This is a genomic window from Stagnihabitans lacustris, from assembly GCF_025950525.1.
Classification (GTDB): domain Bacteria; phylum Pseudomonadota; class Alphaproteobacteria; order Rhodobacterales; family Rhodobacteraceae; genus Stagnihabitans.
This window is the reverse complement of record NZ_JAPDGS010000005.1, coordinates 195998-222663: the sequence shown is the minus strand read 5'-3', so window position 1 is coordinate 222663 and position 26666 is coordinate 195998. Positions and strand designations below refer to the sequence as shown.

22 protein-coding genes are annotated in these 26666 nt (G+C 66.3%); 9 read left to right on the top strand and 13 right to left on the bottom strand.

What is annotated here, in order from left to right; translation table 11 throughout:
• The first annotated feature begins 20 nt into the window (after window positions 1–20).
• A complete protein-coding gene (locus NX862_RS14000; protein WP_264494541.1) occupies window positions 21–1304 on the top strand; it encodes an O-acetylhomoserine aminocarboxypropyltransferase/cysteine synthase family protein in 1284 nt (427 codons plus the stop codon).
• A gap of 55 nt (window positions 1305–1359) precedes the next feature.
• Here NX862_RS14000 and NX862_RS13995 read toward each other — a convergent pair whose 3' ends face one another.
• A complete protein-coding gene (locus NX862_RS13995; protein ID WP_264494540.1) occupies window positions 1360–2052 on the bottom strand; it encodes an SIMPL domain-containing protein in 693 nt (230 codons plus the stop codon).
• 178 nt (window positions 2053–2230) lie between these two features.
• On the opposite strand from NX862_RS13995, the gene NX862_RS13990 reads away from it, so the two are divergent.
• Both NX862_RS13990 and NX862_RS13985 read left to right on the top strand, forming a co-directional pair.
• Window positions 2231–5227, top strand: a complete 2997-nt coding sequence (locus tag NX862_RS13990) for a hypothetical protein (protein WP_264494539.1) — start codon at window positions 2231–2233, stop codon at window positions 5225–5227.
• A gap of 208 nt (window positions 5228–5435) precedes the next feature.
• On the top strand, window positions 5436–7337 hold the full coding sequence (locus tag NX862_RS13985) for a cation:proton antiporter domain-containing protein (RefSeq protein ID WP_264494538.1): 1902 nt from the start codon (window positions 5436–5438) through the stop codon (window positions 7335–7337).
• Window positions 7338–7585: 248 nt separating this feature from the next.
• On the opposite strand, the gene cobT is transcribed toward NX862_RS13985, so the two are convergent.
• The 6 genes from cobT to NX862_RS13955 form a co-directional block, all read right to left on the bottom strand.
• The gene (gene cobT / locus NX862_RS13980; RefSeq protein WP_264494537.1) at window positions 7586–8581 is read right to left on the bottom strand and encodes a nicotinate-nucleotide--dimethylbenzimidazole phosphoribosyltransferase; all 996 of its coding nucleotides are present in this window, start codon (window positions 8579–8581) and stop codon (window positions 7586–7588) included.
• 162 nt (window positions 8582–8743) lie between these two features.
• Complete coding sequence (locus NX862_RS13975; RefSeq protein ID WP_264494536.1) at window positions 8744–9253, bottom strand: CarD family transcriptional regulator; 510 nt, start codon at window positions 9251–9253, stop codon at window positions 8744–8746.
• 287 nt (window positions 9254–9540) lie between these two features.
• Window positions 9541–9879: a ferredoxin FdxA gene (gene fdxA, locus NX862_RS13970; RefSeq protein ID WP_264494535.1), complete on the bottom strand. Its 339-nt coding sequence runs from the start codon at window positions 9877–9879 to the stop codon at window positions 9541–9543.
• 48 nt (window positions 9880–9927) lie between these two features.
• Window positions 9928–10248 (bottom strand): RNA-binding S4 domain-containing protein, encoded by a 321-nt coding sequence (locus NX862_RS13965; RefSeq protein WP_413694573.1) that lies wholly within the window; start codon window positions 10246–10248, stop codon window positions 9928–9930.
• Window positions 10249–13266: a helicase-related protein gene (locus tag NX862_RS13960; RefSeq protein ID WP_264494534.1), complete on the bottom strand. Its 3018-nt coding sequence runs from the start codon at window positions 13264–13266 to the stop codon at window positions 10249–10251. It abuts the gene before it with no gap.
• A 1-nt stretch (window position 13267) separates the two neighbouring features.
• Window positions 13268–13876, bottom strand: a complete 609-nt coding sequence (locus NX862_RS13955) for a tetratricopeptide repeat protein (RefSeq protein ID WP_264494533.1) — start codon at window positions 13874–13876, stop codon at window positions 13268–13270.
• A gap of 46 nt (window positions 13877–13922) precedes the next feature.
• Here NX862_RS13955 and NX862_RS13950 point away from each other — a divergent pair, with 46 nt between their 5' ends.
• Both NX862_RS13950 and NX862_RS13945 read left to right on the top strand, forming a co-directional pair.
• Window positions 13923–14201 carry an SCP2 sterol-binding domain-containing protein gene (locus NX862_RS13950; protein ID WP_264494532.1) on the top strand — a complete coding sequence of 93 codons (279 nt, stop codon included), beginning with the start codon at window positions 13923–13925 and terminating at the stop codon, window positions 14199–14201.
• A 10-nt stretch (window positions 14202–14211) separates the two neighbouring features.
• Window positions 14212–15126: an alpha/beta fold hydrolase gene (locus NX862_RS13945; RefSeq protein ID WP_264494531.1), complete on the top strand. Its 915-nt coding sequence runs from the start codon at window positions 14212–14214 to the stop codon at window positions 15124–15126.
• A 153-nt stretch (window positions 15127–15279) separates the two neighbouring features.
• Here the strand turns inward: NX862_RS13945 and NX862_RS13940 are convergent, their stop codons facing one another.
• The 4 genes from NX862_RS13940 to NX862_RS13925 all read right to left on the bottom strand — a co-directional run bounded on the left by NX862_RS13940 (window position 15280) and on the right by NX862_RS13925 (window position 18647).
• Entirely contained in the window at window positions 15280–15963 is a 684-nt protein-coding gene (locus tag NX862_RS13940) for an SDR family NAD(P)-dependent oxidoreductase (protein WP_264494530.1), read from the bottom strand.
• Complete coding sequence (denD, locus tag NX862_RS13935) at window positions 15960–16865, bottom strand: D-erythronate dehydrogenase (protein ID WP_264494529.1); 906 nt, start codon at window positions 16863–16865, stop codon at window positions 15960–15962. Before denD ends, NX862_RS13940 begins: the two co-directional genes overlap by 4 nt.
• Before the next feature lie 343 nt (window positions 16866–17208).
• Window positions 17209–17676, bottom strand: coding sequence for a transcriptional regulator NrdR (nrdR, locus tag NX862_RS13930; RefSeq protein WP_264494528.1), 468 nt, complete (start codon window positions 17674–17676; stop codon window positions 17209–17211).
• A 170-nt stretch (window positions 17677–17846) separates the two neighbouring features.
• Window positions 17847–18647 carry a DeoR/GlpR family DNA-binding transcription regulator gene (locus NX862_RS13925; RefSeq protein WP_264494527.1) on the bottom strand — a complete coding sequence of 267 codons (801 nt, stop codon included), beginning with the start codon at window positions 18645–18647 and terminating at the stop codon, window positions 17847–17849.
• 236 nt (window positions 18648–18883) lie between these two features.
• Here NX862_RS13925 and NX862_RS13920 point away from each other — a divergent pair, with 236 nt between their 5' ends.
• The 4 genes from NX862_RS13920 (at window position 18884) to NX862_RS13905 (ending at window position 23577) form a co-directional block, all read left to right on the top strand.
• Entirely contained in the window at window positions 18884–20329 is a 1446-nt protein-coding gene (locus NX862_RS13920; RefSeq protein ID WP_264494526.1) for an L-fucose/L-arabinose isomerase family protein, read from the top strand.
• Between the two features lie 70 nt (window positions 20330–20399).
• The gene (locus tag NX862_RS13915; protein WP_264494525.1) at window positions 20400–21224 is read left to right on the top strand and encodes a transketolase; all 825 of its coding nucleotides are present in this window, start codon (window positions 20400–20402) and stop codon (window positions 21222–21224) included.
• Window positions 21224–22174 (top strand): transketolase family protein, encoded by a 951-nt coding sequence (locus NX862_RS13910; RefSeq protein WP_264494524.1) that lies wholly within the window; start codon window positions 21224–21226, stop codon window positions 22172–22174. The genes NX862_RS13915 and NX862_RS13910 overlap by 1 nt, the downstream gene beginning before the upstream one ends.
• Complete coding sequence (locus tag NX862_RS13905) at window positions 22171–23577, top strand: FGGY-family carbohydrate kinase (protein ID WP_264494523.1); 1407 nt, start codon at window positions 22171–22173, stop codon at window positions 23575–23577. The genes NX862_RS13910 and NX862_RS13905 overlap by 4 nt, the downstream gene beginning before the upstream one ends.
• On the opposite strand, the gene NX862_RS13900 is transcribed toward NX862_RS13905, so the two are convergent.
• The gene (locus tag NX862_RS13900; protein ID WP_264494522.1) at window positions 23574–25154 is read right to left on the bottom strand and encodes a glycerol-3-phosphate dehydrogenase/oxidase; all 1581 of its coding nucleotides are present in this window, start codon (window positions 25152–25154) and stop codon (window positions 23574–23576) included. The two genes, NX862_RS13905 and NX862_RS13900, sit on opposite strands and share 4 nt — an antisense overlap.
• Window positions 25147–26610, bottom strand: a complete 1464-nt coding sequence (locus tag NX862_RS13895; RefSeq protein WP_264494521.1) for an FGGY-family carbohydrate kinase — start codon at window positions 26608–26610, stop codon at window positions 25147–25149. Before NX862_RS13895 ends, NX862_RS13900 begins: the two co-directional genes overlap by 8 nt.
• Between the last annotated feature and the right edge of the window lie 56 nt (window positions 26611–26666).

Sequence of the window (26666 nt, the reverse complement as noted above, 5' to 3'; positions counted from 1 at the left end):
ATATTCCAGGGGAGGAACCGATGACCGATTACCATTTCAACACCCTTGCCATCCATGCAGGCGCCGAGCCCGATCCCGCCACCGGCGCGCGCCAGGTGCCGATCTATCAGACCACGGCTTACGTCTTTCGCGACGCTGAACACGCGGCCAAGCTTTTTAACCTGGCTGAGGTGGGCTATATCTATTCCCGCCTGACCAACCCGACCGTTTCGGCGCTGGCCGCGCGGGTCGCGGCGCTTGAGGGCGGGGTGGGCGCGGTCTGCTGCTCATCAGGTCATGCGGCGCAGATCATGGCGCTGTTCCCGCTGATGCAGCCCGGTTGCAATGTCGTGGCCTCGTCGCGGCTTTATGGCGGCACGATCCAGCAGTTCAACAACACGATCCGCAAGTTCGGCTGGTCGGCCAAACTGGTCGATTTCGACGACCCCAAGGCGATTGCGGCCGCCATCGACGACAACACGCGGGCCTTGTTCTGCGAGACGATCTGCAACCCGGGCGGCGCCATCAGCGACCTGGACATGATCGCGCGGGTGGCCGATCAACACGGCCTGCCGCTGATCGTCGACAACACCACCGCCTCGCCCTATCTGTGCCGCCCGATCGAACACGGCGCGACCCTGGTTGTTCATTCGGCCACGAAATACCTGACCGGCAATGGCACCGTGACGGGGGGCGTCGTGGTGGACTCTGGCAAGTTCGACTGGTCAGCCTCGGGAAAGTTCCCCTCGCTGGCCGCCCCCGAGCCCGCCTATCACGGGCTGAACTTCCATGCCGCGCTGGGGGGGATGGCCTTCACCTTCCACTCCATCGCCGTGGGCCTGCGCGACCTTGGCATGACGATGAACCCGCAAGGCGCGCATTACACGCTGATGGGGATAGAGACCCTGGCCCTGCGGATGCAACGCCATGTGGAAAACGCCCAGATCGTTGCGGAATGGCTGGAGCAGGACCCGCGGGTCGATTACGTCACCTGGCCGGGGCTGAAATCCTCGCCCTATTACCACCTGGGGCAAAAGATCACGCCCAAGGGGCCGGGCGCGCTTTTCACCTTTGCCGTCAAGGGCGGGTATGAGGCCTGCGTGCGCCTGGTGGACAGCCTCAAGCTGTTCTCCCATGTGGCCAACCTGGGCGACACGCGCAGCCTGGTGATCCATTCGGCCTCGACCACCCACCGCCAGCTGTCAGAGGAACAGCGGGAGGCGGCGGGCGCGCCGTCGAATGTGGTGCGCCTGTCCATCGGGATCGAGGATGCCCGCGACATCATCGCCGACTTGGATCAGGCGCTGACCAAAGCCACCGCATAAGCCGCGTGGAAGCGCACCCTGCACCATCTGGCGCAGGGTGCGCCTCGTCGCACCGTTACTCGGCCAGCTCCCACATGATCGTCACATCGGACTGGACGCCGATTTCACCGGCCAGAACCGGAACCGGGCTGCCCTCGGCCTTGAAGCTGGCCATGGGCATCGGCGGCTGATAGCCCGCCCCCTCGGTGATCGACACGATGGCCCCCAGCTTGGTCCCCGCCGCCTCGGCCAAAAGCTTGGCCCGCGCCATGGCATCGGCCACCGCGGCCTTTTTCGCCGCGTCCTGTTCCTCGCTGTCATCGGCCAGCCCAAAGCTGAGCCCGTTCAGCGTGTTGGCCCCGTCCTGCACCGCCGCATCCAGCACCGCGCCCACCGTGGCCAGATCGCGGATGCGCACCGTCAGGATGTTTGACGCGATATAGCCCTTGACCTCTTGGCCCAATCCATCCGCCGTCATCACCCAATTCGGGTTCAGCGACAGGTTCGAGGTCTGCAAGTCGCGGTCCGAGACCTTGGCCGTGATCAGCCGCGCGATGACCTGGGTCAGGGCCTCGTTGTTGGCCGCAAGCGCCGCCGCCGCCGTATCGCCATTCGTCGTCACGCCAATGTCCAGCGTCGCCATGTCGGGCACCACGGCCACCGTGCCATGGCCGGTCACGCTGATCGTGCCGGCATCGGCCAGGACCGGGCTGACCCAAACCGGCCCCACAAGGGCGGTCGCAAGGACAGCGGAAAGAAGATAGCGCATGAAAGCCTCCAGTTGCGGCGCCAAACCTGCGCCCTCCCCCCCAGATAAGCGCGGATCACGGCTTTGACATGGGGCAAATCCGGCGATTTCCTTTTCTTCGGCAGAATCTTGCTATACCAAGAGGCCCACACCCCCGGGCCTTGTTTCCCGGACCAATGCCCTGTGCTAGACGCGTGTCATGAAACCCACCTTCGCCCTTGATTTCCGTGACGGCCAGATCACGCTGTTGCACCGAACCTCGCGGGGGTGGAGCCTTGTGGGCTCCGCCGCCTTTGGTGCCCCTGAATTCGACGAGACGCTGGCCTATCTGCGCTCGACCGCGCTGGGGCTGCAGCCCCGGGGCATCACGACCAAGCTGATCCTGCCCAATGACCAGGTGCTTTACACCGAGGTCGAGGTGGGGGCCTCGGATGGCTCGCGCCGCCGCCGGCTGATCCGCCTGGCGCTGGAGGGGCGGACGCCCTATCCGGTGGACGACCTGGTCTGGGATTGGTCGGGCGAGGGGTCGACCGTCAAGGTCGCCGTCATCGCCCGCGAAACCCTGGCCGAGGCGGAAAGCTTTGCCGCCGCGCATCGGTTCAACCCGGTGTCCTTCGTGGCCGTGCCCGAGGGCGCGGAATTCGACGGCGAGCCCTTCTTTGGGCCGACGGCGCTGGCGCCGCAGGTCCTGGGCGAGGCTGACAAGGTCGAACGCGACGCCGAACCCGTGGTGATCCTGCGCGAGGCGCCCAAGCCCGAACCAGGCCCCCTCCTGACCGAAGCCGACCTTGCGCCCCCGGTCCAAGACGCGCGCGACATCGAGGCCGAAGCAGAGGCCGCCGACCGGCTGGCTGCGGCACAAGCCGCGGCGCCTGATCCTGACCTGTCGGAACTGGAGCCTGTGGCCGAGGTTGCGGCAGAGGTTGCGGCAGAGCCTGTGGCCGAGGTTGCGGCGGCCCCCGGCGCAGAGGTCATGCCCGAACCGGTCCGGGCGTCTGATCCCGCAGGCCGGACCGAACCCGAAGGCAAGACCGAAGCTCTGCCGGACGCAGCGCCCAAGGCCGAAGCGTCACAGGTGGCCGAGCCTGCGCCAAAGGCTGGGCCCGCGGCCAAAGACAAATCTGCCGACCAGCGCCCGGCACCGGACCACCTGGCCGACGAGGCGCCGATGGCGCTGGATGTGATGGCCGATCCGGCGGTCGAGGACGACTTGCCCCCAGCCCCCGCGGCGGCGATCTCGGCGGCCTTTGCCAGCCGCAAGGCGGGCGAAAAGCCCGATGAGGCGAAGTCCATCGGCGGGGTCAGCCGGCCCGGCGCCCGCGTCGAGGCGCCCCGTTCTGAGGCGTCCCGTCCTGATGCGGCCCGTCCTGATGCGGCCCGTCCTGATGTGCCGCGGCCCGACTTGGCGCGTCCGGCGGTCAAGGCCCCGGTCAAGGGCGAAACCCTGGCCTTCCCCGCCAAGGGCGGCAAGGCGGCCAAGGGCAAGCCCCTCGGCGTCACGGCCACGACCATCGCCGGCATGTCCAGGCGCGACAAGGTCGTGACCCTGCCGACCGCGGCGGCCAGTCCGGCGACGGCGGCCGAGGCCGGCGACAAGCCCGCCCGGCCCGCTCCGGTCATCAAGGGCCGCACCCCGATTGGCGGCAAACCGCGCTATCTGGGCTTGATCCTGACCGTGGCGCTCTTGGTGCTTTTGGCGGCGGTGGCGGTCTGGTCCTCGTTCTTCATGGGCACTTCCGAAGCGGTCGACCCGACCTCTTCGGGGACGCCCACTGACGGCAATGCTGCCAGCCTCAGCCAACCCGCCGACCCGGTGGCCGAGGCGCTGACCGATGGTGGGGCGGGCAATTCGGCCGGCACTTCTGCGGGCACCTCTGCGGACGAGGTGGCAACGGCCGCGCCTGTGGTGGAGGGGGGTGTTTCAGAGGGCGCTGGGGTCGAAGCCACGGCCTCTGATGCCGCAACACCAGATCCGGCCACACCAGATCTGGCCGCAACCGTAACCGAACCTGCGCCCGAAGCAGGTCCCGCCGAAACCTTGGCAGCAGCGGCGCCCGAAGCCGCTCCGGATACCGGGCTTGCGACGCTTTCGGCACCCGAGGCCGGACAGGCGGCGGCCAGCGGAACCGCGGGGATCAAGCTGGCTTCGGCCGATGCGCCGCCCGGCGTGGCGCCGCCGCAAGAGCTTGCGCCTTTGGCCGCGGGGGTGGACAGTGAGCCCGCCGCCCCGCCCGCGCCCCCGCCCTTTGGCACGGTCTACAAATTCGACGCAAACGGCCTGATCGAACCGACGCCCGAGGGAATCATGACGCCCGAGGGCGTTCTTCTTGTCGCGGGCAAACCGGCGCTGGTGCCGCCCTCGCGTCCGGCTGAACTGACGGTCGCCAGCGCTCCGGCAGCAGCCGCGCCGACGGCGGGCGTGACGGCTGACGGCTTGCCCGCTGCGGCCCCGGCGACGCCCGGCGGCATCGCGCTGGACCCTGCCGCTCTTCCCGCCCCCGCCTCCCCTTCCGAACCCATTGCCGACCCCGCCCCCGTTGCGGACCCCGCCTTGCAGGGCAAGCGCCCGCAATCGCGTCCCGAGGGCCTTGTGGCGCCCGCATCTGACACAACCGCCGCGCCGATCCAGGACGGCGCCCTGGCCGCGCCCCAGGACCCGACCCTGGCCGCCCTGCGCCCGCAGGCCCGGCCCGAGGGCCTGACGCCGCCCGCCGCGCCGACCGAGCCCGCCGCCCCGAACAATGCCTCGCTGGTGGCCAGTGGAGCGCCCTTGTTGACCGCTCCGGTCACGCGCGCGCCACGCCCGCCGATCAAGCCCACCGACCTGAACCGCGCGGTCGACGATGCCATCACCGCGGCGCTGGACCAGCCCGCAGCCCAGGACACTGCCGCGCAAGACGCCACGATCCAGGACGAGCCCGAGCCCGACAATGGCGCGCCCACCCTGCCCACCAATGCCTCGGTTGCCAAGCAAGCCACGACCAAAGACGCGCTGAACACCCGCAAACTGGCGCTTTTGGCGGTTTACGGCACGGCCTCGAACCGCTTTGCCATGGTCCGCCAACCCAATGGCGCGGTCAAAAAGGTGCGTGTCGGCGATGCGATCGACGGCGGGACGGTCAACGCGATCACCGCCAATGCGATCGAATACCAAAAGGGCGGCCGTATGGTGACGCTGGCCCTGCCCACCGGCTAGGTCCCGGCACGACGGCCCATGCGGCTGCGGCCCATCCGCCGCTGGCTCCCTCCCTTCACGCCCACGCCTTCGGCCCCGGCGCCAAATCGTGTCGGCTTTGCAGGTTTTTTGCCCCCTGCCCCTTTTCATGTCCGACCATGGGTGGAATAGTTTGCGCAATCCCGGGGCTTGACCGCGGGGCCTCCCCCCTTTGTCCCGAAAGGACGGCATGGAAAGTTTCCTGCTGCAAGCGTCAATCTATCTGGGCGCGGCCGTGTTGGTGGTGCCGCTGTCGATCCGGCTGGGGCTTGGCTCGGTTCTGGGTTATCTGACGGCGGGCATCCTGATGGGGCCGGTCATGGGGCTTGCGGGGGCCGAGACCGCTGACCTGCAGCATGTCGCGGAATTCGGCGTCGTGCTGATGCTGTTCCTGATCGGGCTGGAACTGGAGCCCGCCCATCTGTGGGACATGCGCAAGCGGCTGTTTGGCATGGGGGGGCTGCAGGTCGGCTTGACCATCGCGGCCCTGGCGGGGGCGCTGTTCATGGCCGGAGAGCAATGGCAAGTGGCCCTGGCGCTGGGGATGATCGGGGCCATGTCCTCGACCGCCATCGTGCTGCAGACCCTGGCCGAAAAGAACCTGATGGGGACGGGCGGCGGCAGGGCGGTGTTTTCGGTTCTGCTGGCACAGGATCTGGCGGTGGTGCCGATCCTGTCGATCATGCCGCTTTTGGTGCTGCCCGAAATCGCGACCCTGTCAGCCGAGACCTTTGGCGTGACCAATCCGACGACGGTCGCGCCCCATGATGCGGGCCTGGCCGAACCCCTGGTGCATTTCGTCCAAGGGCTACCGGCCTGGGCCATGACGACGCTGACGCTGGCGGTCGTGGTGGCCATCGTGCTGGTCGGCCATTATGTCAGCCGGCCGATCTTTCGCTTTGTCCATGCCGCACGCCTGCCCGAGATGTCGACCTTCGTGTCGCTGCTTCTGGTGCTGGGGATCGCCTTCTTGATGGTGCTGGTGGGCCTGTCGCCCGCGCTGGGGACCTTTGTGGCCGGGGTGGTTCTGGCGAACTCGGAGTTCCGCCATCAGCTGGAGGCGGATTTGCAGCCCTTCAAGGGCTTGCTCATGGGGCTGTTTTTCATGACCGTGGGCGTCGGCGTCAACTTCGCCCTGATGCTGCGCGAGCCCCTGACCATCGCGGCCTGGACCTTTGGGCTGATCGCGATCAAGGCGGTGATCTTGCAGGTCATCGCGCGGCTGTTCCGGCTGAAACCGCGGGGGCGGGTGCTGTTCACGCTGGGCCTGGCGCAGGGCGGCGAGTTCGGCTTTCTGGTGATTTCGGTGGCGCGCAGCGAGGGGACCTTGCCCATCGTGGCGGGGCAGATGGCGCAGCTGGTGATCTCTTTGTCGATGCTGCTGACGCCCTTGCTGTTTTTGGCCTTCGACTTCATCGCCAAGCGGTTGGCGGGGCGGGTGCTGGAGCAGCCTGCGGATGCGATCGACGAGAAGGGCTCGGTGATCATTGCGGGGATCGGGCGGTTTGGTCAGGTGGTCAACCGGCTGGTGCGACATTCCGGGGTGCCGACGGTGGTGCTGGATGCCGATCCGGGGATGATCGAGACGATGCGGCGCTTTGGCGTGAAGGGCTATTACGGCGATCCGTCGCGGCCCGAACTGCTGGAGGCGGCGGGCCTGTCCGAGGCGCGGGTTCTGGTCGTCACGGTGGATGACCCGGTCAAGGCGGTGCAGATCGTGCGCTTTGCCCGCGGGCGGCGCGATGACCTGCATATCGTGGCCCGCGCGCGCGACCGGGTCCATGTCTATGAGCTGTATCAGGCCGGCGCGAATGACATCGTGCGCGAGACCTTTGACTCCTCCCTGCGGGCCGGGCGCTATGTGCTGGAGAATATGGGGTTTTCGGATTACGAGGCCTCGGCGCTGTCCAAGGCCTATTTCCGGATGGACCGGTCTGCGATGCGCGATCTGGCCGAGCTTTGGGTGCCGGGTCAGCCGGTGGACCAGAACCCGGCCTATGTCGAACGCGCCAAGCAGTTGGACCGCGACCTGGAAACCGCGCTGATCGACGAGATCTATGACCTGCGGCCGATGGAGCCGGAGAAGGACTGAGGGGGGTGGGCGGGAGGTTTCACGCCCTGGCCGGTCACTTGCGGAACGCCCGGGAGGGTTTCACACCCTCCCGGACCCTCCCGTGGAATATTTGAGCCAGTATGAAAGGAAAGAAGGGGGCGCGTTGGAAGGGCCCGGGGCGCCGCGCAGGAGGGGCGGGGGCGCCCCGCAGGAGGGGCGGGGGCGCCCCCGCAGGAGGGGGCAGCGGGGCGCCCCGCTGGTAGGGCCAAAGCGCCGCGCAGGAGGGGTTAGCCGCCGGCCACCCCGGCTTCGGCAAAGGTGGCCATCGAGGAATGGCACTCGGCGGCTGCGCGCACGATGTTGATGGCGAGGGCGGCCCCCGAGCCCTCGCCAAGGCGCAGGCCCAGGTTCAAAAGCGGCTCTTTCTTCAGCGCGGCCAGGAGGCGGCCATGGGCGGCTTCGGCGCTGACATGGGCGGCCAAGCAATGATCCAGCGCGGCAGGATTGGCCGATTGCAGCACGGCGGCGGCGGAACAGGCGATGAAGCCATCCAGCAGGACCGGGATGCGCAGGTGGCGCGCGCGCAGGATGGCGCCGGCCATCGCGGCGATCTCGCGGCCGCCCAGGGCGGACAGGACGGCCAGGGGATCACGCGTGGTCAGGCGGGCCACGCCGCGGGCGACGGCGCTGGCCTTGCGCGCCAGCCCCGCATCATCGACGCCGGTGCCACGGCCCACCCAATCCTCGGGCGCGCCGCCATAAAGCGCCAGCGCAAGGGCCGCAGCCGAGGTCGTGTTGCCGATCCCCATCTCGCCGGGGACCAGAAGGTCAGAGGTCTCGGCGACAGCGTCCCAGCCGGCCTGAAGGGCTGCGGCGGTTTCTTCGGCCGTCATCGCATCCTGTGCGGTGAAATCGGCCGTCGGACGGTCAAGGTCCAGCGCGGTCACGGTCATCGCGGCCCCGGCCACGCGGGCCAGCTGGTTCACCGCCGCCCCGCCATGCTGGAAGTTGGCCACCATCTGCACGGTGACTTCGGGCGGGAAGGCCGAAACGCCCTGGGCCACCACGCCATGATTGCCGGCAAAAATCGCGATCTGGGGCGACAGGATGCGCGGCTTGTCCGAGCCCTGCCAGCCGGCCAGCCAGAAGGCCACGCCCTCCAGCCGCCCCAGCGCCCCCGGCGGCTTGGTCAGCTGGCCGTTGCGCATCAGGGCCCCGGCCATGGCGGCCCCATCGGCAGAGGGAAGATCGGCGATCAGGGCGCGGAAATCATCAAGCGTCATGGCGGCATCCTTGTGGCTTTGCCCTGCCCTACCCAATCGGCGCGGCTTATGCCAGAGCGTCGCGGACGCTTGCCCGCGCTTTCGCGACATCCGCCACCGCGGGCCCCCCCGCATAAGCAAAAGGCGGCCCCGAAGGACCGCCCTGATGCCGTGGCACGGGTCTTAGGCCGCGCGGCCCAACAGAACCTCGTCGACCTTCTTTTGCGCGCCGGCCTCGTCGACGCCAGCGACGGCGGCGACTTCGCGGGTCAGACGCTCCAAGGCGGCCTCGTAAAGCTGGCGTTCGGAATAGGACTGCTCGCGCTGGTCATCGCTGCGGTGCAGGTCGCGGACCACTTCGGCAATCGCCATCAGGTCGCCCGAGTTGATCTTTTGTTCATATTCCTGCGCCCGACGCGACCACATGGCGCGCTTGACCTTGGCCTTGCCCTTCAGCGTGTCCAGCGCCTTGGTCACGACATCAGGCGCCGACAGCGGACGCATGCCGATTTCGGTCGCCTTATGGGTCGGAACCCGCAGCGTCATCTTGTCTTTTTCGAACGAGATCACGAACAGTTCCAGGCGGATGCCCGCGATTTCCTGATCTTCGATGTTGATGATCTTGCCCACGCCATGCGCGGGATAGACCACGAAATCATCGGGGCGGAAGTCGGGCTTCTTCGATTTGGTCATTGAGGGTCTTATCCTTCAGACGTCCTGATACACAGACGAAAATGCATTGACCGCAGCAAGGCCACGGCCAACAGGTCCCAAGTCTTCAGCTGGTTCAGCAAGGGCGCATGGCCCGTCGTCACAAGCATCCGTATTGGATTGTGACTTCGGTATAACACAAAATTTGCGATTTTCCAAGCATGCCATGCAGCACAAGCAAGGGCATCAACCAAGAATCAGGGCTAAAGGGCGCGCGGGCTTCGCAAAGCCGCCATGCGCGCGCCGCAATCGCGAATCAGCCAGCCGGTTCAGCCGCCGGGGCCCGCGCCTTCGGAGAAGTATTTCGCCAGTTTCCCGGTCTCGCCGTCCCGTTCGGTGGCCTCGGGAAGCGCGTCCTTCTTGGTGATGATCACCGGCCACATCTCGGCATATTTGCGGTTGAACGTCACCCAATGGTCCAGATCCGGTTCTGTATCGGGCCGGATTGCATCGGCGGGGCATTCGGGCTCACAGACGCCGCAGTCGATACATTCATCGGGATGGATGACCAGCATGTTTTCGCCCTCGTAGAAGCAATCCACGGGGCAAACCTCGACGCAATCGGTGTATTTGCAGGCGATGCAATTGTCGGTCACGACATAGGTCATATCAGGTCATCCTTCTTGCGCGGCGTCTTGCTACCCAATGCGGGCGGATCATTCAAGATGCGAAGCGCCATCGTCACGGGGATCAAGGTCAAGATAAAGCGTCTCTGCCTCGGAAGCGGGCCCTCGGCGCTGGCCAAGGTCCAGGACCTTGATCACGCGGATGGTTTCGCCTTGGGCAAAGGTCAGGACATCGCCGGGGCCTATGCCATGGCCGGGCTTCCGACAATGCTGACCGTTGAGCCGCAGGTGGCCTTCGGTGACCACCTCTGAGGCAAGGTCGCGCGTCTTGAAGAAGCGCGCCTGCCACAGCCATTTGTCCAGCCGCAGGCGCGCTTGCAGGGGTCCGGATTTTCCACCCGGACCCGCCACTTACTTCAGTTTCAGGCTTGCGAGGACAGAGAAGGGATTGTCCGGGTCCACGGGCTTGTCGGCACGCGGGGGGCGGGCCTCGAACTTGGGCTTTTCGCCACCCTTGTTGCGATCGTTGTTGCGATCCCCTTTGAAGTCCTTGCGGTCGCCGCCCTTGAAGTCCTTGCGGTCAGGACGCTTGTCTGCGCGCTCCGCACGGGGCGGGCGCGGAGCCTCTGCGCCTTCAGTCGCCACGACAGCCTCGCCCTCGGGCTTGGGCGCGCGGTTCTGGTCAGGACGGGTCTGGTCAGCGCGGGGCGGACGGCCCCCCTGCGGGCGGTCGCCTTTCGGACGGTCGCCTTCGCGGCGGGGGCGGTCGCCCTGAGGACGATCCCCTTGCGGACGATCCCCCTGCGGACGATCTCCCTGAGGACGGGGGGCGCGTTCGGGACGGGCCCGGGGTTTCGGCGCCCAGGTGAAGGTGATGAAGGCCTCCATCTCGACCGCAGGCGCGGCTTCTTCGGCAGCTTCTTCGGCGCCCTCGACGGCCACCGGTTCCTCGACAGGCGCGGGGGCCAGCAGGGACACTTCTTCCGGGATCGGATTGGCGGGCGCCTCGGCCAGGGGCTCGGGCGCCACGACGGCGGCCTTGACCTTGGGACGCTCGGCCTTCTCGCCCTTGTAGCCCAGGCCCTCCATCAGGCCGGCGAATTGCTCCAGCGTCATGCCGGTGATGGACAGCATATCCGGCGTCGCCTCGAACCCCACGCGGCTATCCTTGGTGCGCAGGATATCGGCCAGACGTTCCAGCATGTCGATGCGGATCGCCCGCGCCCCTGCCGGGTGATAGCCCGACAAAGTATAATGGCTGCGCGGCAGTTCGGCGATATTGGGGATCGTGACCAGGCCCGGAGGCGGCGCCTCGGGGAATTCCTGCAGGCCGGCCCAGAGGCTATGAAGCACCAAGCGCAGACGGGTCGGCGCGGGCTTCAAGAGCACGGGCAAAAACACGGTGAACTGGCCAAAGCGCACGCCATGCTTGCGCAACACGCCGCGCTGTTCCTGGTCCAGCGATTTGACATCGGCCGCGATATCCTCGCGCTGGATGACGCCCATCTGTTCGACCAGGCGGAAGGCCAGACCCTTGGCCAGACCGGTCAGCGTCTCGTCCTTGGACAGGACCGACAGCGGCTCGAACAGGGCCGCAACCTTGCGGTCGATGAAGTGCTGAGCCCTGCGGCGCACCTTGTCGGCCACATCGGGACCGGCCTCTTCGTCGACGAAGACCTCGACCGAGGGACGCATCGGATCGGCACCCTTGACGAGCTTGCCGATCGCGGTCGAGCCCCACATGAGCCCGCCTTGCGTCGTGTAATCCATCTCGGGGTCCGGCGCGTTGTAGAACCGGTCCGCCCGCAGGTGGAACTCGGGACGCAGCGCCGCAAGGGCTGCCGTCCGCAAGGTCGCCGCTGCCTCTGGCGAGGCGCTGGCATCCTGCTGGAAGCGGAAGCCTTCCAGACGGCCGACGAACTCGCCCTCAACCGTCACTTCACCCTTGTCATTCACCTCGGCCACGAGGGTCTCCTTTTGCTTCAACCGCCGCAGCAGAACGCTGGTGCGCCGGTCGACAAATCGTTGTGTCAAAGCCAGATGCAACGCATCCGACAAGCGGTCTTCTACTGCACGTGTCTCTTGCCGCCAATGGGTTTCATCCTCGACCCAGTTGCGACGCTGGGCCACATAGGTCCAGGTGCGGATATAGGCCAGCCTTTTCGATAGCGTGTCAATGTCACCGCCCGGTTTGTCGATGCGTTCGACGGCTTTTGCGAGCCAATCTTGCGGGATTCGGGTCTGGGCCAGGCCCTTGCCGGTCAGGAATTCGAAAAGCCGGGTCAGAAGGGCGTAATGTTCGCTTTCCGAGGTGCTGCGGAAATCGGGCACGCGGCAGACATCCCAGAGCAGTTTCACCCGCGGCGCGCCGGTCAGTTTTTCCTTGACGTCGGGGTCGTTCGACAGTGCCTTCAGCGCCAGGACGTCATCGGCATCCCGCGCACGCGACAGCCAGGGGTCATGGGTCGGCGCCTCGAGGCTTCGGATCAGGCGCTCCGCCGTGCCGAAATCGAGATCCGCATTGCGCCACATCAGCTTTTTGACCGGCTGAAAGCGGTGGTTCTCGATGGCCTCGATTTCCTCTTCGTCGAAGGGGCGGGCCTCGCCGGTGATGCCAAAGGTGCCGTTCTCGGTATGCCGCCCTGCCCGGCCTGCGATCTGGCCGATCTCTTGCGTGTTCAGACTGCGCATCCTTCGGCCGTCGAACTTGGCGGTGGAGGAAAAGGCCACATGGCGGATGTCCAGGTTCAGCCCCATGCCGATGGCATCCGTGGCCACCAGGTAATCGACATCGCCGTTTTGATACATGGCGACCTGGGCGTTGCGCGTCCGGGGGGACAAAGCGCCCATGACCACGGCCGCGCCTCCCTTGGTGCGGCGCAGAAGTTCCGCCATGGCATAGACGTTTTCGACCGAAAACCCCACGATGGCCGACCGTTCCGGCATCCGCCCGATCTTTTTCGAGCCCGCAAAGGTCAGGGTCGACATCCGGTCCTTTTTCACGAATTGCACGCCGGGGATCAGCCCCGCAATCGCGCCGCGCATCGTATCAGAGCCCAGGAACACCGTCTCGACCAGGCCGCGCGCGTGCAAAAGGCGTTCGGTAAAGACATGGCCGCGTTCCGGGTCGGCGCACAGCTGGATCTCGTCCACGGCCACGAAATCGGCGCCGATCTCCAAAGGCATGGCCTCGGTCGTCGCCACCCAATATTGCGGGCGGTCGGGGATGATGCGTTCCTCGCCCGTGACCAGCGCCACACAGGACGGCCCCCGGGACTTGACGATCCGGTCATAGACCTCACGCGCAAGCAGACGCAGCGGCAGGCCAAAGACCCCCGTGCGATGCGACAGCATGCGTTCGATGGCATAATGAGTCTTGCCGGTGTTGGTCGGTCCAAGGACCGCCGTCACCACGGGTCTTTCGGCCATATTACAGTTCCTGCCCGCCGATCTTGGTGTCGATCCGGGCGATGGCCTCTGCCACATCGGGCATATGGGGGTTGATCTTCAGCGCCTCGCGGTAGACCTCCAGCGCCTTGGCGGGCTCGTTCAGCTCTTCAAAGATCGCACCAAGCCCCGCCAGAGCCCCGAAATGCCGCGGGTTCAGGGCCAAGGTGCGCGAGATATCGCCAAGCGACAGGCCCAGTTCGCCCATCTGGAAATAGGCCGTGGCGCGCAGGTTATAGGCTTCGGCGAAATCGGGGGCGTGGTCGATCAGCGCGCTGGCATGGTCTATGGCGGTCATCGGATCGCCCATGGCCATGGCCGCCTCGCCGCGCTGCAACAAAAGGTCCATGGCGGCAGAGCCCGATTTCGACCATTCGCGCCAGATATCTTCGGTGATCGCTGCAGCCGCGGCATCGTCAGAGCTTTGCAATTGCTGGAACAGCTCATCCAGCTTGGCCGAACCGGCCGGATTTTGCGAATCGGGCAGATTCTTTAAATCGGCTTGGGCGCCCGCCGCCCAAAGGACGAAAAGCGACGCAACGAAACCATTGGCAAGGGCGGCTCGGGCTTTCATAAGGTCAAGGTAACGCATCGGGCCGGAAATGCCAGTGGGGCTTTGGCTGTCAATGGAGACGTGAATGAGCAAAGTGATCGAGACCGCCGTGGCGGCGCTGCAGGGCAAGAGCTTTGACGCGGTGGCGAAGTTCGTTTTCATCGGCGAAGGGACGCTGATGCTGGACGAAAACGGGCCGCGCGCCGGGGATGAGCCGGCGGATGTAACGCTGACCGCCGCGTCCGAGGTCTTTGAGGGGCTTTTGTCGGGCAATACCTCGGCCACGGTGGCCTTCATGACGGGCAAGCTGAAGGTCGATGGGTCGATGGGGCTGGCGATGAAGCTGGGCGCTGCCTTGGCATGAGGCGGCGGGCATGAGCGCGCCTTATGATCAGGCTTTGGCGGGAGGGCCTGCGGCCTCTGCCCACTGGCTGCGCACCCGAGATGGGGTGCGCATCCGGGTCGCCCTGTGGCAGGGCGGCACGCGGGGCCTGATCGTGGCTTTGCCCGGCTGGACCGAATATGTTGAGAAATACGGGGTTCTTGCCGGGGATCTTGTGGCGGCAGGCTATGCGGTGGTGTCGGTCGATTGGCGCGGTCAGGGCCTGTCGGACCGCGCCTTGCCCGATCCGATGCGGTCCCATGTCGGGGATTTCGCGGAATATCAGGTCGATCTGGATGCGGTGCTGGCGTTTGCGGCCAAGGTCCCCGGGCCGCGCTATCTGCTGGCTCATTCCATGGGCGGCTGCATCGGCCTGCGCGCGCTGATGCGGGGGCTGGCCTTTCGGCGGGTGGCGTTCTCGGCGCCGCTGTGGGGCGTGCCGGTGGCGGCCTGGCAAAGGCCGCTGGCCATGGTCTTGCCGAAAGTGGCGGGGCGGCTGGGGATATCGGGCTGGCTTGCGCCCGGCACGGGGCGGCACAACATCGTGGCCGAGGGGGTGTTTCAGGCGAACCGGTTGACCTCGGACCGGGCGCAGTGGGACCGGATGGTGGATCAGGCCCGGTCGAACCCGGCCTTTGCGCTGGGGGGGCCGTCGATTGCCTTTGCCGGGGCGGTCTTGGCCGAATGTGAGGCGCTGGCAGCCCTGCCCTCGCCCGAGGTGCCCTGCCTGACGGGGATGGGCACCGATGAACGCGTGGTTGATCCGGGCGCGATCCCGGAACGCATGGCGCGGTGGCGCGGGTCAGACCTGCATCTGGCCCAAGGCGGAAGGCATGAGCTGTTGATGGAGCGCCCCGACCTGCGCGCCGCTTTCCTGACACGGGTGCTGGCGCATTTCGGCGGCTAGGCCCCGTTGGATACCCCGGGCCAGGCTGCGGCACCAAAGCGCTGATTTCGACAGGTTGGCGCGTCGGACCGTGGCGCAGCCCCAAGCCTTTGTCGCGATGGCCCCGGTTTCCTGTGAGGGGTTGTCTTGGCAAGGCACCGTTGCCCCAGCCCCCTACCAGTCCGCCGCCTGCCGGCCGCGAAAGAACCCGCCCGTCGGGCCGTCGTCGGGCAAAAGCGCCAGCCAGACCGGCGTATCGGCCCCCTGCTCCGCCGTCAAAGGCGCGCCCTCGCCGCCCATCCGCGTGCGCAACCACCCCGGGTCGCAGGCATTGACCTTGACCCCGGGGGGCAGATCGCGCGGCAAGACCTTGGTCAGCGCGTTCAGGCTGGCTTTGGCGATGGAATAGGCACCCGGCCCACCCAGACCCTGATCGAAACTCCCCAAACCCGAAGAGATATTGACGATCCGCCCCCAGCCGGTTCGGCGCCAATGGCCCAGGTTCATCCGGATCAGGTCCAGGGGGGCGGCCACCATGACCTCCATGCTTTCCGTGAAATCCGACCCCGGCTCCAAAAGCGAGCCCTGCCGGTAAAGCCCCGCATTGTTCACCAGAATGTCCCAGCCGCCCTTGGCGCGAAAGGCTTGAAACCAGGTCTCGGCCTCGGTCAGGTCCAGATGCACATGATCGCAGCCCAAGGCCCGCGCGGCCTCGGCGCCAAGGGCGGGTTCGCGCGCGCCGATCGTCACCCGCACGCCCCGCGCCATCAACCCCCGCGCGATGGCCAGGCCAAGGCCGCGATTGCCGCCGGTGACAAGGGCCGTGGGGTGAAGCGGTCTTGTTTGCAAGGACGTCATGCCAGATGCGCCGCGATGATCTGGTCAAAGGAGGTCTCGGCGACAAAGCCCGCCGCCCGCGCCCTTTGCGCCGTGAAATCGCAAGGCCAGCCCGCGACGATGGCGGCAATGGTCTCGTCACGCTCGACCCGGATCAGATCCACCGCGCCCTGCCCCGCAACCCGCCGCAGGGCCTCGATTTCTTCGGCGACGGTGGCCGAAAGCCCCGGCATGTTCAACGCCCGCGCCGCCCCGAACTGCGCCAGATCCAGGCCTAGCGCATGGGCAAAGAACCCCACCGCCGCAGCGGGCGAAGCGAACCAGTGCCGTGTGGTGTCGGGCACCGGCAGAACGGCCGGCTGGCCCACCAAAGGCTCGCGCAGGATGTTGGAAAAGAACCCCGAGGCCGCCTTGTTGGGCAGGCCCGGCCGGATGCAGATCGTGGGCAGGCGCAGCGACAGCCCGTCGACAAAGCCGCGCCGTGTGTAGTCGCTGATCAACAGCTCGGTCATGGCCTTTTGCGTGCCATAAGAGGTGCGCGGCGTCAGGTGGAAGTCGTCGGGGATCTGATCCGGGAACGGCGTGCCGAAGACCGCGATGGATGAGGCAAACAGCAGCCTTGGCCGGTATCCCGGGATCGCCCGGATCGCCTCCAGCAGGGCACGGGTGGCGTCCAGGTTGATCGCATAGCCCTTGGCGAAATCCGCCTCTGCCTCGCCCGAAACGACGGCGGCCAGGTGGATGATCACTTCGGGCCGGGACGCCAGAAGCGGCGCGGGATCGGCGGTCAGGTCGCGGGCCAGGCAGGTAGCGCCGGGATGATCCGGGCGGGCGATATCCACCAGCGTCAGATCATGGCGTGTCAGGGCCTGCGCCAGCTTGCGCCCGATCATGCCGGCTGCGCCAAGGATGAGGATTTTCATATGGGTCTCCCTTTGGTGCGCGAGAATGGCAGAGCCGGCGCAAAGGGGAAAGGGGCGCGCCGGCCGCTTGGCATGCAAGGGCGGGACAGGCGGAAGCCCCGGGGAGGGTTTCACACCCTCCCCGGACCCCACCCGTGGGATATTTGTGAAAAGATGAATGAGGAAGAGGGGGCCATGGGGCAAGGCGCATATGCCATGGCACGGTGGGCGCAGCGCCCGAAACGAAATCTTGATTGCGACGGTAAGGGGGGCGGGGGCCGAAGCAGGTTGGCGGGGCGCACAAGGGAATGGTCCGGAGGGGCCCTTGGGTCCCCCCGGATCGGGTTGTGGGGCTTGCCCCCCGTTACTCTTCGGCCGCTTGCGGCGGGCGCAGCTCGCTGACAAAGCGGTCGAAGTCGTCTGCCGCCTGGAAGTTCTTGTAAACGCTAGCGAAACGCACATAGGCGACCGTGTCGATCCGGGCCAGGCTCTCCATCACGATCTCGCCAATTTGCTTGGACGAGATGTCGGTATCGCCCAGGCTCTCCAGCCGCCGCACGATGCCGGAGATCATCTGGTCGATGCGCTCGGGCTCGATCGGGCGTTTTTGCATGGCGATGCGGATGGACCGCTCCAGCTTGGTCCGGTCGAAATCCTCGCGCTTGCCCGAGGATTTGATCACCACCAGATCGCGCAGCTGGACGCGTTCATAGGTGGTGAACCGCCCTCCGCAGGCCTGGCAGAACCGCCGCCTGCGGATCGAAACGTGATCCTCGGCCGGACGGGAGTCTTTCACTTGCGTGTCGATATTGCCGCAGAATGGGCAGCGCATGGCCTTCCCCTTATCGTTTGACCTGCCTCAAGTCGCGGGGTTTGCCCCCGTCGTTGGCGCTAACCATAGGGGAATGGGATGGGGATTGGGAAGACCCAGGCCTGCCCCCACCAAATATGGGGGCGCAACTGTGGCGGGCAAGACTCACACAGGAGGTGTCAGAGGAGGTGTCAGAGGGGAGCCACCAGCACCTTGACGCCGCGCCGTTCAAAGGCGGCCGCGTCCATGTCGGAAATCCCCGCGTCGGTGATGAAGGTCTGGATGACCTCCAAAGCGCCCAGGCGGGTAAAGCTGGAGCGGTTGATCTTGGAGCTGTCGGCCACCAGGATCACATGGGCGGCGGCCTTGATCATCGCCTCTTTCAGCTGCAGGTCGGCAAAGCTGGGATAGGTCAGGCCCGCATCCAAGGCGACGCCCGCGGTGGCCAGAAACAGCTTTCCCGCGAAAATGTTACGGAAATAATCCACCGCCTTGTCGCCCGACAGCGAGAGGGTTGGCGCCTTGAACTGGCCGCCCGGCATATGGACCGCAAAGCCCGGCACCGCGCCAAGGGTCAGCGCGATGTTCAAGGCATTGGTGATCACCGTCAGATCACGCTTGCCGGTCAGCCGCGTTGCAATCTCTGTCGTGGTGGAGCCCGCGTCCAGAATCAGCGTCTCGCCGTCTTGCACCAGGCTGGCGGCCAAAGTGGCGATGCGCCGCTTTTTGTCCATGTTGTCCTGATGTTGCAGCGCCATGGCGTGAACCTGCGCCGGGACCGAGTTCAGATAGGCCCCGCCGTGTTCGCGGGTGATCTGGCCCTCGGCCTCCAGCCGCTCCAGGTCCTGGCGAATCGTCGCCTCGGAGACCTGGAAGGCGCCAGCCAAGTCGCGGACCCTTGCCGCGCCTTCCTCTTGAATCCATTCCAGGATCCGTCGCCTGCGGGGCTCGGACAACAGGCCCGCCATGGGCATCTCGCCGCGTTCCGTCATGCCGGGCTCCTTTGTTTCCAAGGTGGATCACCTTCGATTACATCCGATTGATTTCGATTGATAGGGTGTCGCTGCGGCGAAATCCAATCATCATTTCTTAAGAACTTGCGGGGAATATCGCGAAACGGCGCAACTGGGCGCGGGGTTTCGCTTGCCAGCGCCGGGAAACTCGCCTAGATTCGCAGCCATTCGAAACCATACGAAAGCTATCGAGGGAGGTTGCGATGACAGGCCGGATGTTCCGCCCGACAACTTTGGGCGTCGTGATAGGGTCGCGCGCGTTTTTCAGCCCGGTGCCCTGCAAGGATGCCCGCATCCAGGTCCTGGCGCAACTGGAGGGGCTGGGGATCAACACCGTGATCCTGCCCTATGAGGCGACGGCGAATGGCGCCGTGCAATCGCTTGCCGATGCCGACCTTTACGCCGCGCATTTCCGCAAACATGCCGAGGAGATCGACGGTCTGGTCATCTGCCTGCCCAATTTCGGCGACGAGATCGCGGTGGCCGAACTGGTCAATCGCGCCCGGCTGAATGTGCCGATCCTGCTGCAGGCCAGCAATGATGCGGTCACTCGGGTCGATGTGAAATCCCGCCGCGACGCGTTTTGCGGCAAGATTTCGGTCACGAACAACTTCCACCAATATGGCGTGAAGTTCACCGAAACGACGTCGCATACCTCTGATGTCTGGGGCGACGAATTCCGCGCCGACCTGGAGCGGTTTGGCAAGATTTGCCGCACGGTCAAGGGGTTGCGCACCGCGCGGCTGGGCTCTATCGGGGCACGCACCGGCGCCTTCCAGACCATGCGCTACAGCGAAAAGCTGTTGCAGGCCACCGGCATCACCGTGGTCACGGTCGACCTGTCCGAGATGATGGGCGCGGCCGGCAAGATCCGCGACGACGACCCGGCGCTTTTGGCCAAGATGGAAAAGATCCGGACCTATGGCACGATCCCCGGCCATATCACCATGGGCCAGATCGCGACCCAGGCGAAGTGGACGCTGGCCGTCAACCGGTGGATCGAGGACAACGGCTGCGACGCCTCGGCCATCCAATGCTGGCGGTCCTTGCAGGACAATTTCGGCTGCGCCACCTGTGTGACGATGTCGATGCTGGGCGAAGAGCTTTCGCCAAGCGCCTGCGAGGTCGACATCATGGGCGCGGTGTCGATGTTTGCGCTGGCGCTGGCTTCGGGCGCGCCGCCCGCGCTTTTGGATTGGAACAACAACTACGCCTATGAAAAGGACCTCTGCGTTGCCACCCATTGCGGCAACTTCCCCAAGTCCTTCATCGGTGACACGCCCGAAATCGGCGAGCTGGACGTTCTTGGCGAAACCATTGGCCGGTCGAAATGTTTCGGCGCGGTCAAGGGCAAGGTCAAGCCGGGGGACATGACCTATTTCCGCCTGTCCTCGGATGATCGCAACGGCACGCTGAAATGCTATCTGGGCGAGGGAGAGTTCACCGATCACCACTTCCCGATGGATGGCGGCATTGCCACGACGCGGGTGGCCAACCTGCGCAAGCTGATGAAATTCATCACGCAAAACGGATTTGAACACCATGTCTCGATGGTGCGCGGGTCCCATGCCGCGGTCGTCGAAGAGGCGGTCATCCGCTATCTCGGCTGGCCGATCTATCACCACAATGCCGAGCCCGAGCCGCAGCTTTTCCGCCTGTAACGGGCGACCTTGACCCGAACCGGGGGCCGCGAAGGCCCCCTTGCGGCGCAACGACGCCAAAGGAAGTCACATGCAAAACGATACCCTGAAGAACGATCGGGGCCCCCTGATCCGCCAGAAGGCGCTGTGGATGCGCCGCACTGCCTTTACCATGGTTCACCGGGCAAAGATGGGCCATCCGGGCGGTGACTTTTCGGCCACCGATATCCTGGCGACGCTGTATTTCGGCGTCCTGCGCCATGATCCGGCGCGGCCGACCTGGGCGGATCGCGACCGCTTCATCATGTCCAAGGGCCATGCCAGTGGCGCGATCTATACCGCGCTTTGTGCCGCAGGCTATTTTCCGGAAGACTGGCTGCCGACCTATATGCAGAACGACAGCCCGCTGAACGGCCACCCCAACCGCAATTATGTCCCCGGGGTCGAGACCAACACCGGCCCCTTGGGGCATGGCTTTCCCGTCGCGGTGGGCATCGCGATTGCCGGTGCGCTTCAGGGCCGCGATTATCGGACCTATGTCCTGACCGGCGACGGCGAACAACAAGAGGGCTCCAATTGGGAGGCCGCGATGGTCGCCGCCCACAAGCGCCTGAAGAACCTGACCCTGATCATCGACCGCAACCGGTTGCAGCAGGGCGCCAGCACCGAAGAGACCTCAAGCCTTGACCCGCTGGATCAGAAATACGCGGCCTTTGGCTTTGATGTGCAGATAGTCGATGGCCATGACATCGGCGCGCTCTTGGCCGCTTTGACGGCCCACAGCGACAAGCCGCGCTGCATCATCGCCAATACGGTGAAGGGGAAGGGCGTCTCATTCATGGAGAATGTCGCGAAATGGCACCATGGGGTGCCCAATGACGCAGAATATGCGCAAGCCATGGCGGAGTTGGTCTGATGTCTCATGCTGTTGAAACTGCAGGCCTCTACGACTGCCGCGATGCCTGGGTAAAGACCCTTGTCGACCTTGCGGCCCATGACCCGCGCATCGTGGCGGTGGTCAACGACTCGGTCGGCTCGTCCAAGCTGGGGGCCTTTCAAAAGGCCTATCCGGACCGGCTGATCAACGTCGGCATCGCCGAACAGGTCATGGTGGGCGTGGGTGCGGGGCTTGCGAACGGCGGCCAGGTGCCCTTTGTCTCGGCGGCCTCGTGCTTTCTGACCGGCCGCGCGCTGGAGCAGGTGAAGGCCGATGTCGCCTATGCCGGGTTCAACGTCAAACTTGTGGGGCAAAGCTCGGGCGTGGCCTATGCCGAACTGGGGCCGACGCATCATTCGATCGAGGATTTCGCCTGGCTGCGGCCCTTGAAAAACATCACCGTGATCGTCCCCGCCGACCCCTGGGAGGTCGAACAGGCGATCCGCTGGGCGGCCGCGCATGAAGGTCCGGTCTATATCCGCCTGTCGCGGATGCCGGTTCCGGCGCTGAATATCTCTGACCGCGTCTTTACCCCGGGCCGCGCCACCCTTGCGCGCCAGGGCCAGGACCTGACGATCATCGCTTGCGGCACGATCACCCATCTGGCCATGACGGCGGCCGACGAACTGGCCGCCGAGGGTATTCAGGCCCGGGTGTTGAACATGCACACGATCAACCCCCTGGACGAAGACGCCATCGACGCGGCTGCGAAAACCGGCGCCATCGTCACCGCCGAAGAGGCGCATTTGCGCGGCGGTCTGGGCGGCGCGGTGGCCGAATACACCGCCAGCCATCGCCCCGTTCCTGTCGAGCGTCTGGGTTTTGACGGCTTTCAGCCCACCGGCGACATGGCCTATCTCTTTGAACGCTCGGGCCTGACGGTCGCGGGGATCAAGGCTGCGGCGCATCGGGCTCTTGGCCGCAAATGACCCGGATCCTTGCCATCGACCAGGGCACCAGCTCGACCAAGGCGATCCTTGTGGACGAGACCGGCGCCATCCTCGCCCGCGCCACGGCCCCTTTGACGACGCAATATCCCCATCCCGGCTGGGCCGAGCAATCGGCCAGCGCCATCTGGGCCTCGGTGCAAAAGGTCATGGCCGAACTGGCCCCCCATGGGCGGCCGGACGGCATCGCCATCGCCAATCAGCGTGAGACCTTGGTGATCTGGGACCGCGTCACGGGCCAGGCGCTGTGCCCCGCGCCGATCTGGCAATGCCGCCGCACAGCCGAGGCCTCGGCCCGGCTGATCGCGGCGGGGCATGACGCGCAGGTGGTCGCGGCCACCGGCCTGGGGATCAACCCCTTGTTCCCGGCCGGAAAACTTGGCTGGGTGCTGAAGAATATCCCCGAGGCGAGGCCGCTTTTGGACCAGGGCCGTCTGTGTGCCGGAACCGTCGATGCCTGGCTTTTGTGGAACCTGACGGGGGAATTTGCCACCGACCATTCCAACGCCAGCCGGACGCAGCTTTTCGACACCCGCAACCTGACCTTCAGCCCCGATCTTGCCGCGCTTTTTGGTGCGGCGACCGCCTGCCTGCCCGCGCCCCGGCCCTCGGACAGCCTGTTTGGCAAGACGGCAGAGGGCGTTCCCGTGCTGGCCATGATGGGCGACAGCCATGCCGCACTTTATGGCCACGGCGTCCGCAGCCCGGGGACGGTCAAGGCGACCTATGGCACGGGGTCTTCGCTGATGACGCTGACGCCGGGGCGCGTGGCCTCGTCGCATGGGTTGTCGGGGACGATTGCCTGGTCGAACCGCCACGGCACCGCACATGCGCTGGAGGGGAATATCACCGTCTCGGCCCAGGCGGCGGGCTTTATGGCGGGGCTTTTGGGGCTGACCTCGGCGTCCGAGCTTTCCGCCCTCGCCGAAAGCGTGCCCGACAGTGGCGGCGTGGCCTTTGTGCCGGCGCTGGCCGGGCTTGGCGCGCCGCATTGGGACGACGCGGCGCGCGGCACGGTCACGGGGATGACCCATGGCACGACGCGCGCCCACCTGGCCCGCGCCGCGATCGAGGCCATCGCGCATCAGATTGCAGATGTCTTCACCGCGATGGAGGCCGATGGCGGCAGGCTGTCGGGTCTGCGGGCCGATGGCGGCGCCTCGGGCAATGCGTTCCTGATGCAGCGCCAGGCCGATTTCCTGAACCGCCCCGTGCTGCAAAGCCCGCTGGAAGAGGTCGGCGCGCTGGGGGCCGCCGCTATGGCCTTTACCCATTTCGGGGTGGATCTGGACTTGGGTGCGGCGCCGCAGACCTTTGCCCCCAAGGCCGATCCCACCCGCGACCGCGCCCTTTGGGCCTCGGCGCTGCGCAAGGCGCGGGCCTAGAACCTCCAGCGGTGGCGGCGGGTGAGGGTGTCCTTCACCGCCGCGACCTCTGCGGCCTGACGCTCGGGGCTCCACCCCCGCACCGCGCCCGCGATCTGCGCCAAATGGTCCAGCATCGGCAGGGTCAACCGGCCGGTGATGGCCAAGGGCGTGCGGCGCAACACCAGGTCCTCCAGCCGCAGGACGCGTTCGTTCCGCACGATCCAGGCCAGCTCGCTTTCGGTGAAATCGGGCGCATCGGTCAGGGGGATACCGCCCGTGGGGACCTGCAAACCGGTCGAACCATAGCGTTGAACCAATGCCTGAACTTCGGTCGGCAAAGCGCTGATATCACGCGGGAAATCGCGACCACCGCCAATCGGAAGACCCCGGGTCGACACAAGGCGCGTCAGGCCCAGACGCGACAGCAGAACATCCGCCACCTCTTCGGCAAAGCCGCGAAAGGTCGTCCATTTGCCCCCCACCAGCGAGATCACCGGCCAGGGCCGCCCCGGAGCCGGTTCCGTCCAGGGCGCCGAGTGATCGCGGGAGATCAGCCCCGCCGCCTTACCCGCCGTATAGGGCAAGGGGCGCAGGCCGGAATAGGCATGGACCACGGGGCCAAGCGCCACGCCCGGGAAAAGCGCCCGGACCGCGCCGATCAGATAGGCCTGTTCCTCGTCGCTGACGACCAGGGTATCGGGGTCATCGGCGCGCAGATCGGTCGATCCGACCATCGCCCGGCCAAGGTGTTCATAAACCAGACAAATCCGCCCGTCGTCGGCCTCGAAATAGACCATGCGACCCTTCAGCGCCGCCACAAGGTCGGGCGCATCCAACAGGATATGCGCGCCCTTGGTGCCGCCGATCAGCCGGCCTTCGATCCCCAGGGACGCATTGACCCGGTCGATCCAGGGGCCTGCGGCGTTCACCACCAAGAGCGGCGCGGCGGTCAGGGTGGCGTCCTCGTTCGTGACGGTCAGGGTCGCGCCCTGATGGGTGAATGTCGCATGGCTGACCGCGCGTGAGGTCGGATTGGCGCGCAACCCGTCCGAAATCAGCTCCCAGACCAGGCGTTCGGGCATGGCGATGCGGGCGTCGTAATAGAGCCCCGCGGCCTTGATGCGCGGCGTCAGGGGCAGTTCGCGCAAAGAGCGCGCCCGGCTCCACATCTGATGGCGCGGCATGACACGTTCGCGCGCCCCATAAAGGTCGTAAAGCGCCAGGCCGATCTTCATCAGCACCGCGCCGCGTTCGCGGGGGGCGGTTGTGGACCCGGCCAGCGTGCGCAAGGCGGCGCCTATCCCCTTGAACCAACTGAAGATCGGGATGACGGTCGGCAGCGGCAGCACCGCATGGGGCGCGTTCTTCAACAGCAGGTTGCGTTCCAGCGTCGATTGCGCGACCAGACGGAATTCGCCGGTCTCCAGGTATTTGATCCCGCCATGGATCAGGCGCGACGGCGCCGCAGAGGTCCCCGAGCCCCAGTCCCCCTTGTCCAGGATCAGGCATTTCACCCCCTGTTCGCACAGGTCCCGAAAGAGCCCGGCGCCGTTCACGCCCGCGCCGATGATCACCACGTCAAAGGGTTCAGACATCTTCGGCCTCCAGCCGGGGCCAAAGCGGCGCCATGGCCGCGGCAAGGTCGCAATGCAGGTGATAGCGGCGCGTCAGGTCCTGCTCGGGGGCATAAACGCGGGACTGAAGGTCGCGCGGGTCGTCAAAGGGCGTGGGCCAAAGGCCAGCGCCTGCGCCCGCGCACAGGGCCGCGCCCCAAGCGGCGGGCTCTTCGGTTTCGGTCACGGTGACGGGCAGGCCCAGGGCATCGGCAAACAGCTGCGCAAAGGTCGGATTGCGCGAAATCCCCCCGGTCAGGCGGATGTCCCGCGCCGGAAAGGCCTCGCGCAGGGCATCGACATGCAGGCGGTGGTTGAAGGCGATGCCCTCCAGCACGGCACGCAAGAGGTCGCCGCGGTCGTGCCAGCCATGCAGGCCAAAGAACCCGGCCGAGGCGCGCCCCCGGTGCGGCGAGCCGTAAAGATAGGGGTGAAAGAACGCGCCCGAGGGCCGGGCCATGGCGGCGGCAATCTCTGGCGCCAGTTGGGTATGGATATCCGGGCCGCGCGTGGTGAAATGATCCAGGAACCAATCGTAATTGGCGGCTGAGGCGGGGGAAATCGCCATCGGATGCCACTCGCCCTCGCGGATCGCATTGCGGGTGAACCAGCGGCGGTCGGTGACGGGGGTCGCGGTCACGGTCTCGTTGATCGAATAGGTGCCGGCGACGACGGCCACCACGCCCGGGGCGTGTCCGCCGATGCCAAGCGCGCTTGCCGTGACGTCATGCAGCCCGGCCACCACCGGCGTGCCGGGCAAAAGGCCGGTCAGACGGGCGGCCATGGGCGTGACATGGCCCACGACGGCCTGGCACGGGGCAACCTGCGGCAGGGTCAGCGACAGGCCGAAAAGCGGCAGGATATCAGGATGATAGCGGCCAGACTTCACCTCGGTGAAAGAGGTCGAAGCCTCGGTCCGGTCGGTGCCGATATGGCCGGTCAGGCAAAAGGTCAGCCAGTCCTTGCAGGCCAGGACATGGGCGGTGCGCGCCAGACGCTCGGGCTGATGTCGCGCGATCCAGGCCAAAAGCGCGGAAGGAGCCGAGGGATGCGGCGTCTGCCCCGTCAGGCGCAAAGCCGCGTCCGCGGTGCCGTCGGCCTCCCAGGCCTCGACCACCTCTACGGCGCGGCTGTCCAGCGACAGGATGCCCGGACCATTGGGGCGCCCCGCGCTGTCCAGAAGATAGACCCCGTCGCCATGGGCCGTGGCGGCCACAGCCGCCACCTCCGAGGCCGGGTGGCCAGAGGCCGCCAAGGCCTCGGAGAGCGCGCCCGCGCAGGCCACCCAAAGCTGGTCCATGTCGCGTTCCACATGGCGGGCCTGCGGTTTCAACTGCTGCGAGGGCCTGCGCGCCACGGCCAGCACCCTGCCCCGGTCATCGAAAACCACGGCCTTGGTGACGGTCAATCCGCAGTCGATGCCGATGAGAAGGGGCATGGGATTACAGGGCTCTCTTGGGTCTGCGTAGCCCGGGGTACACCCCGGGTTCAGAG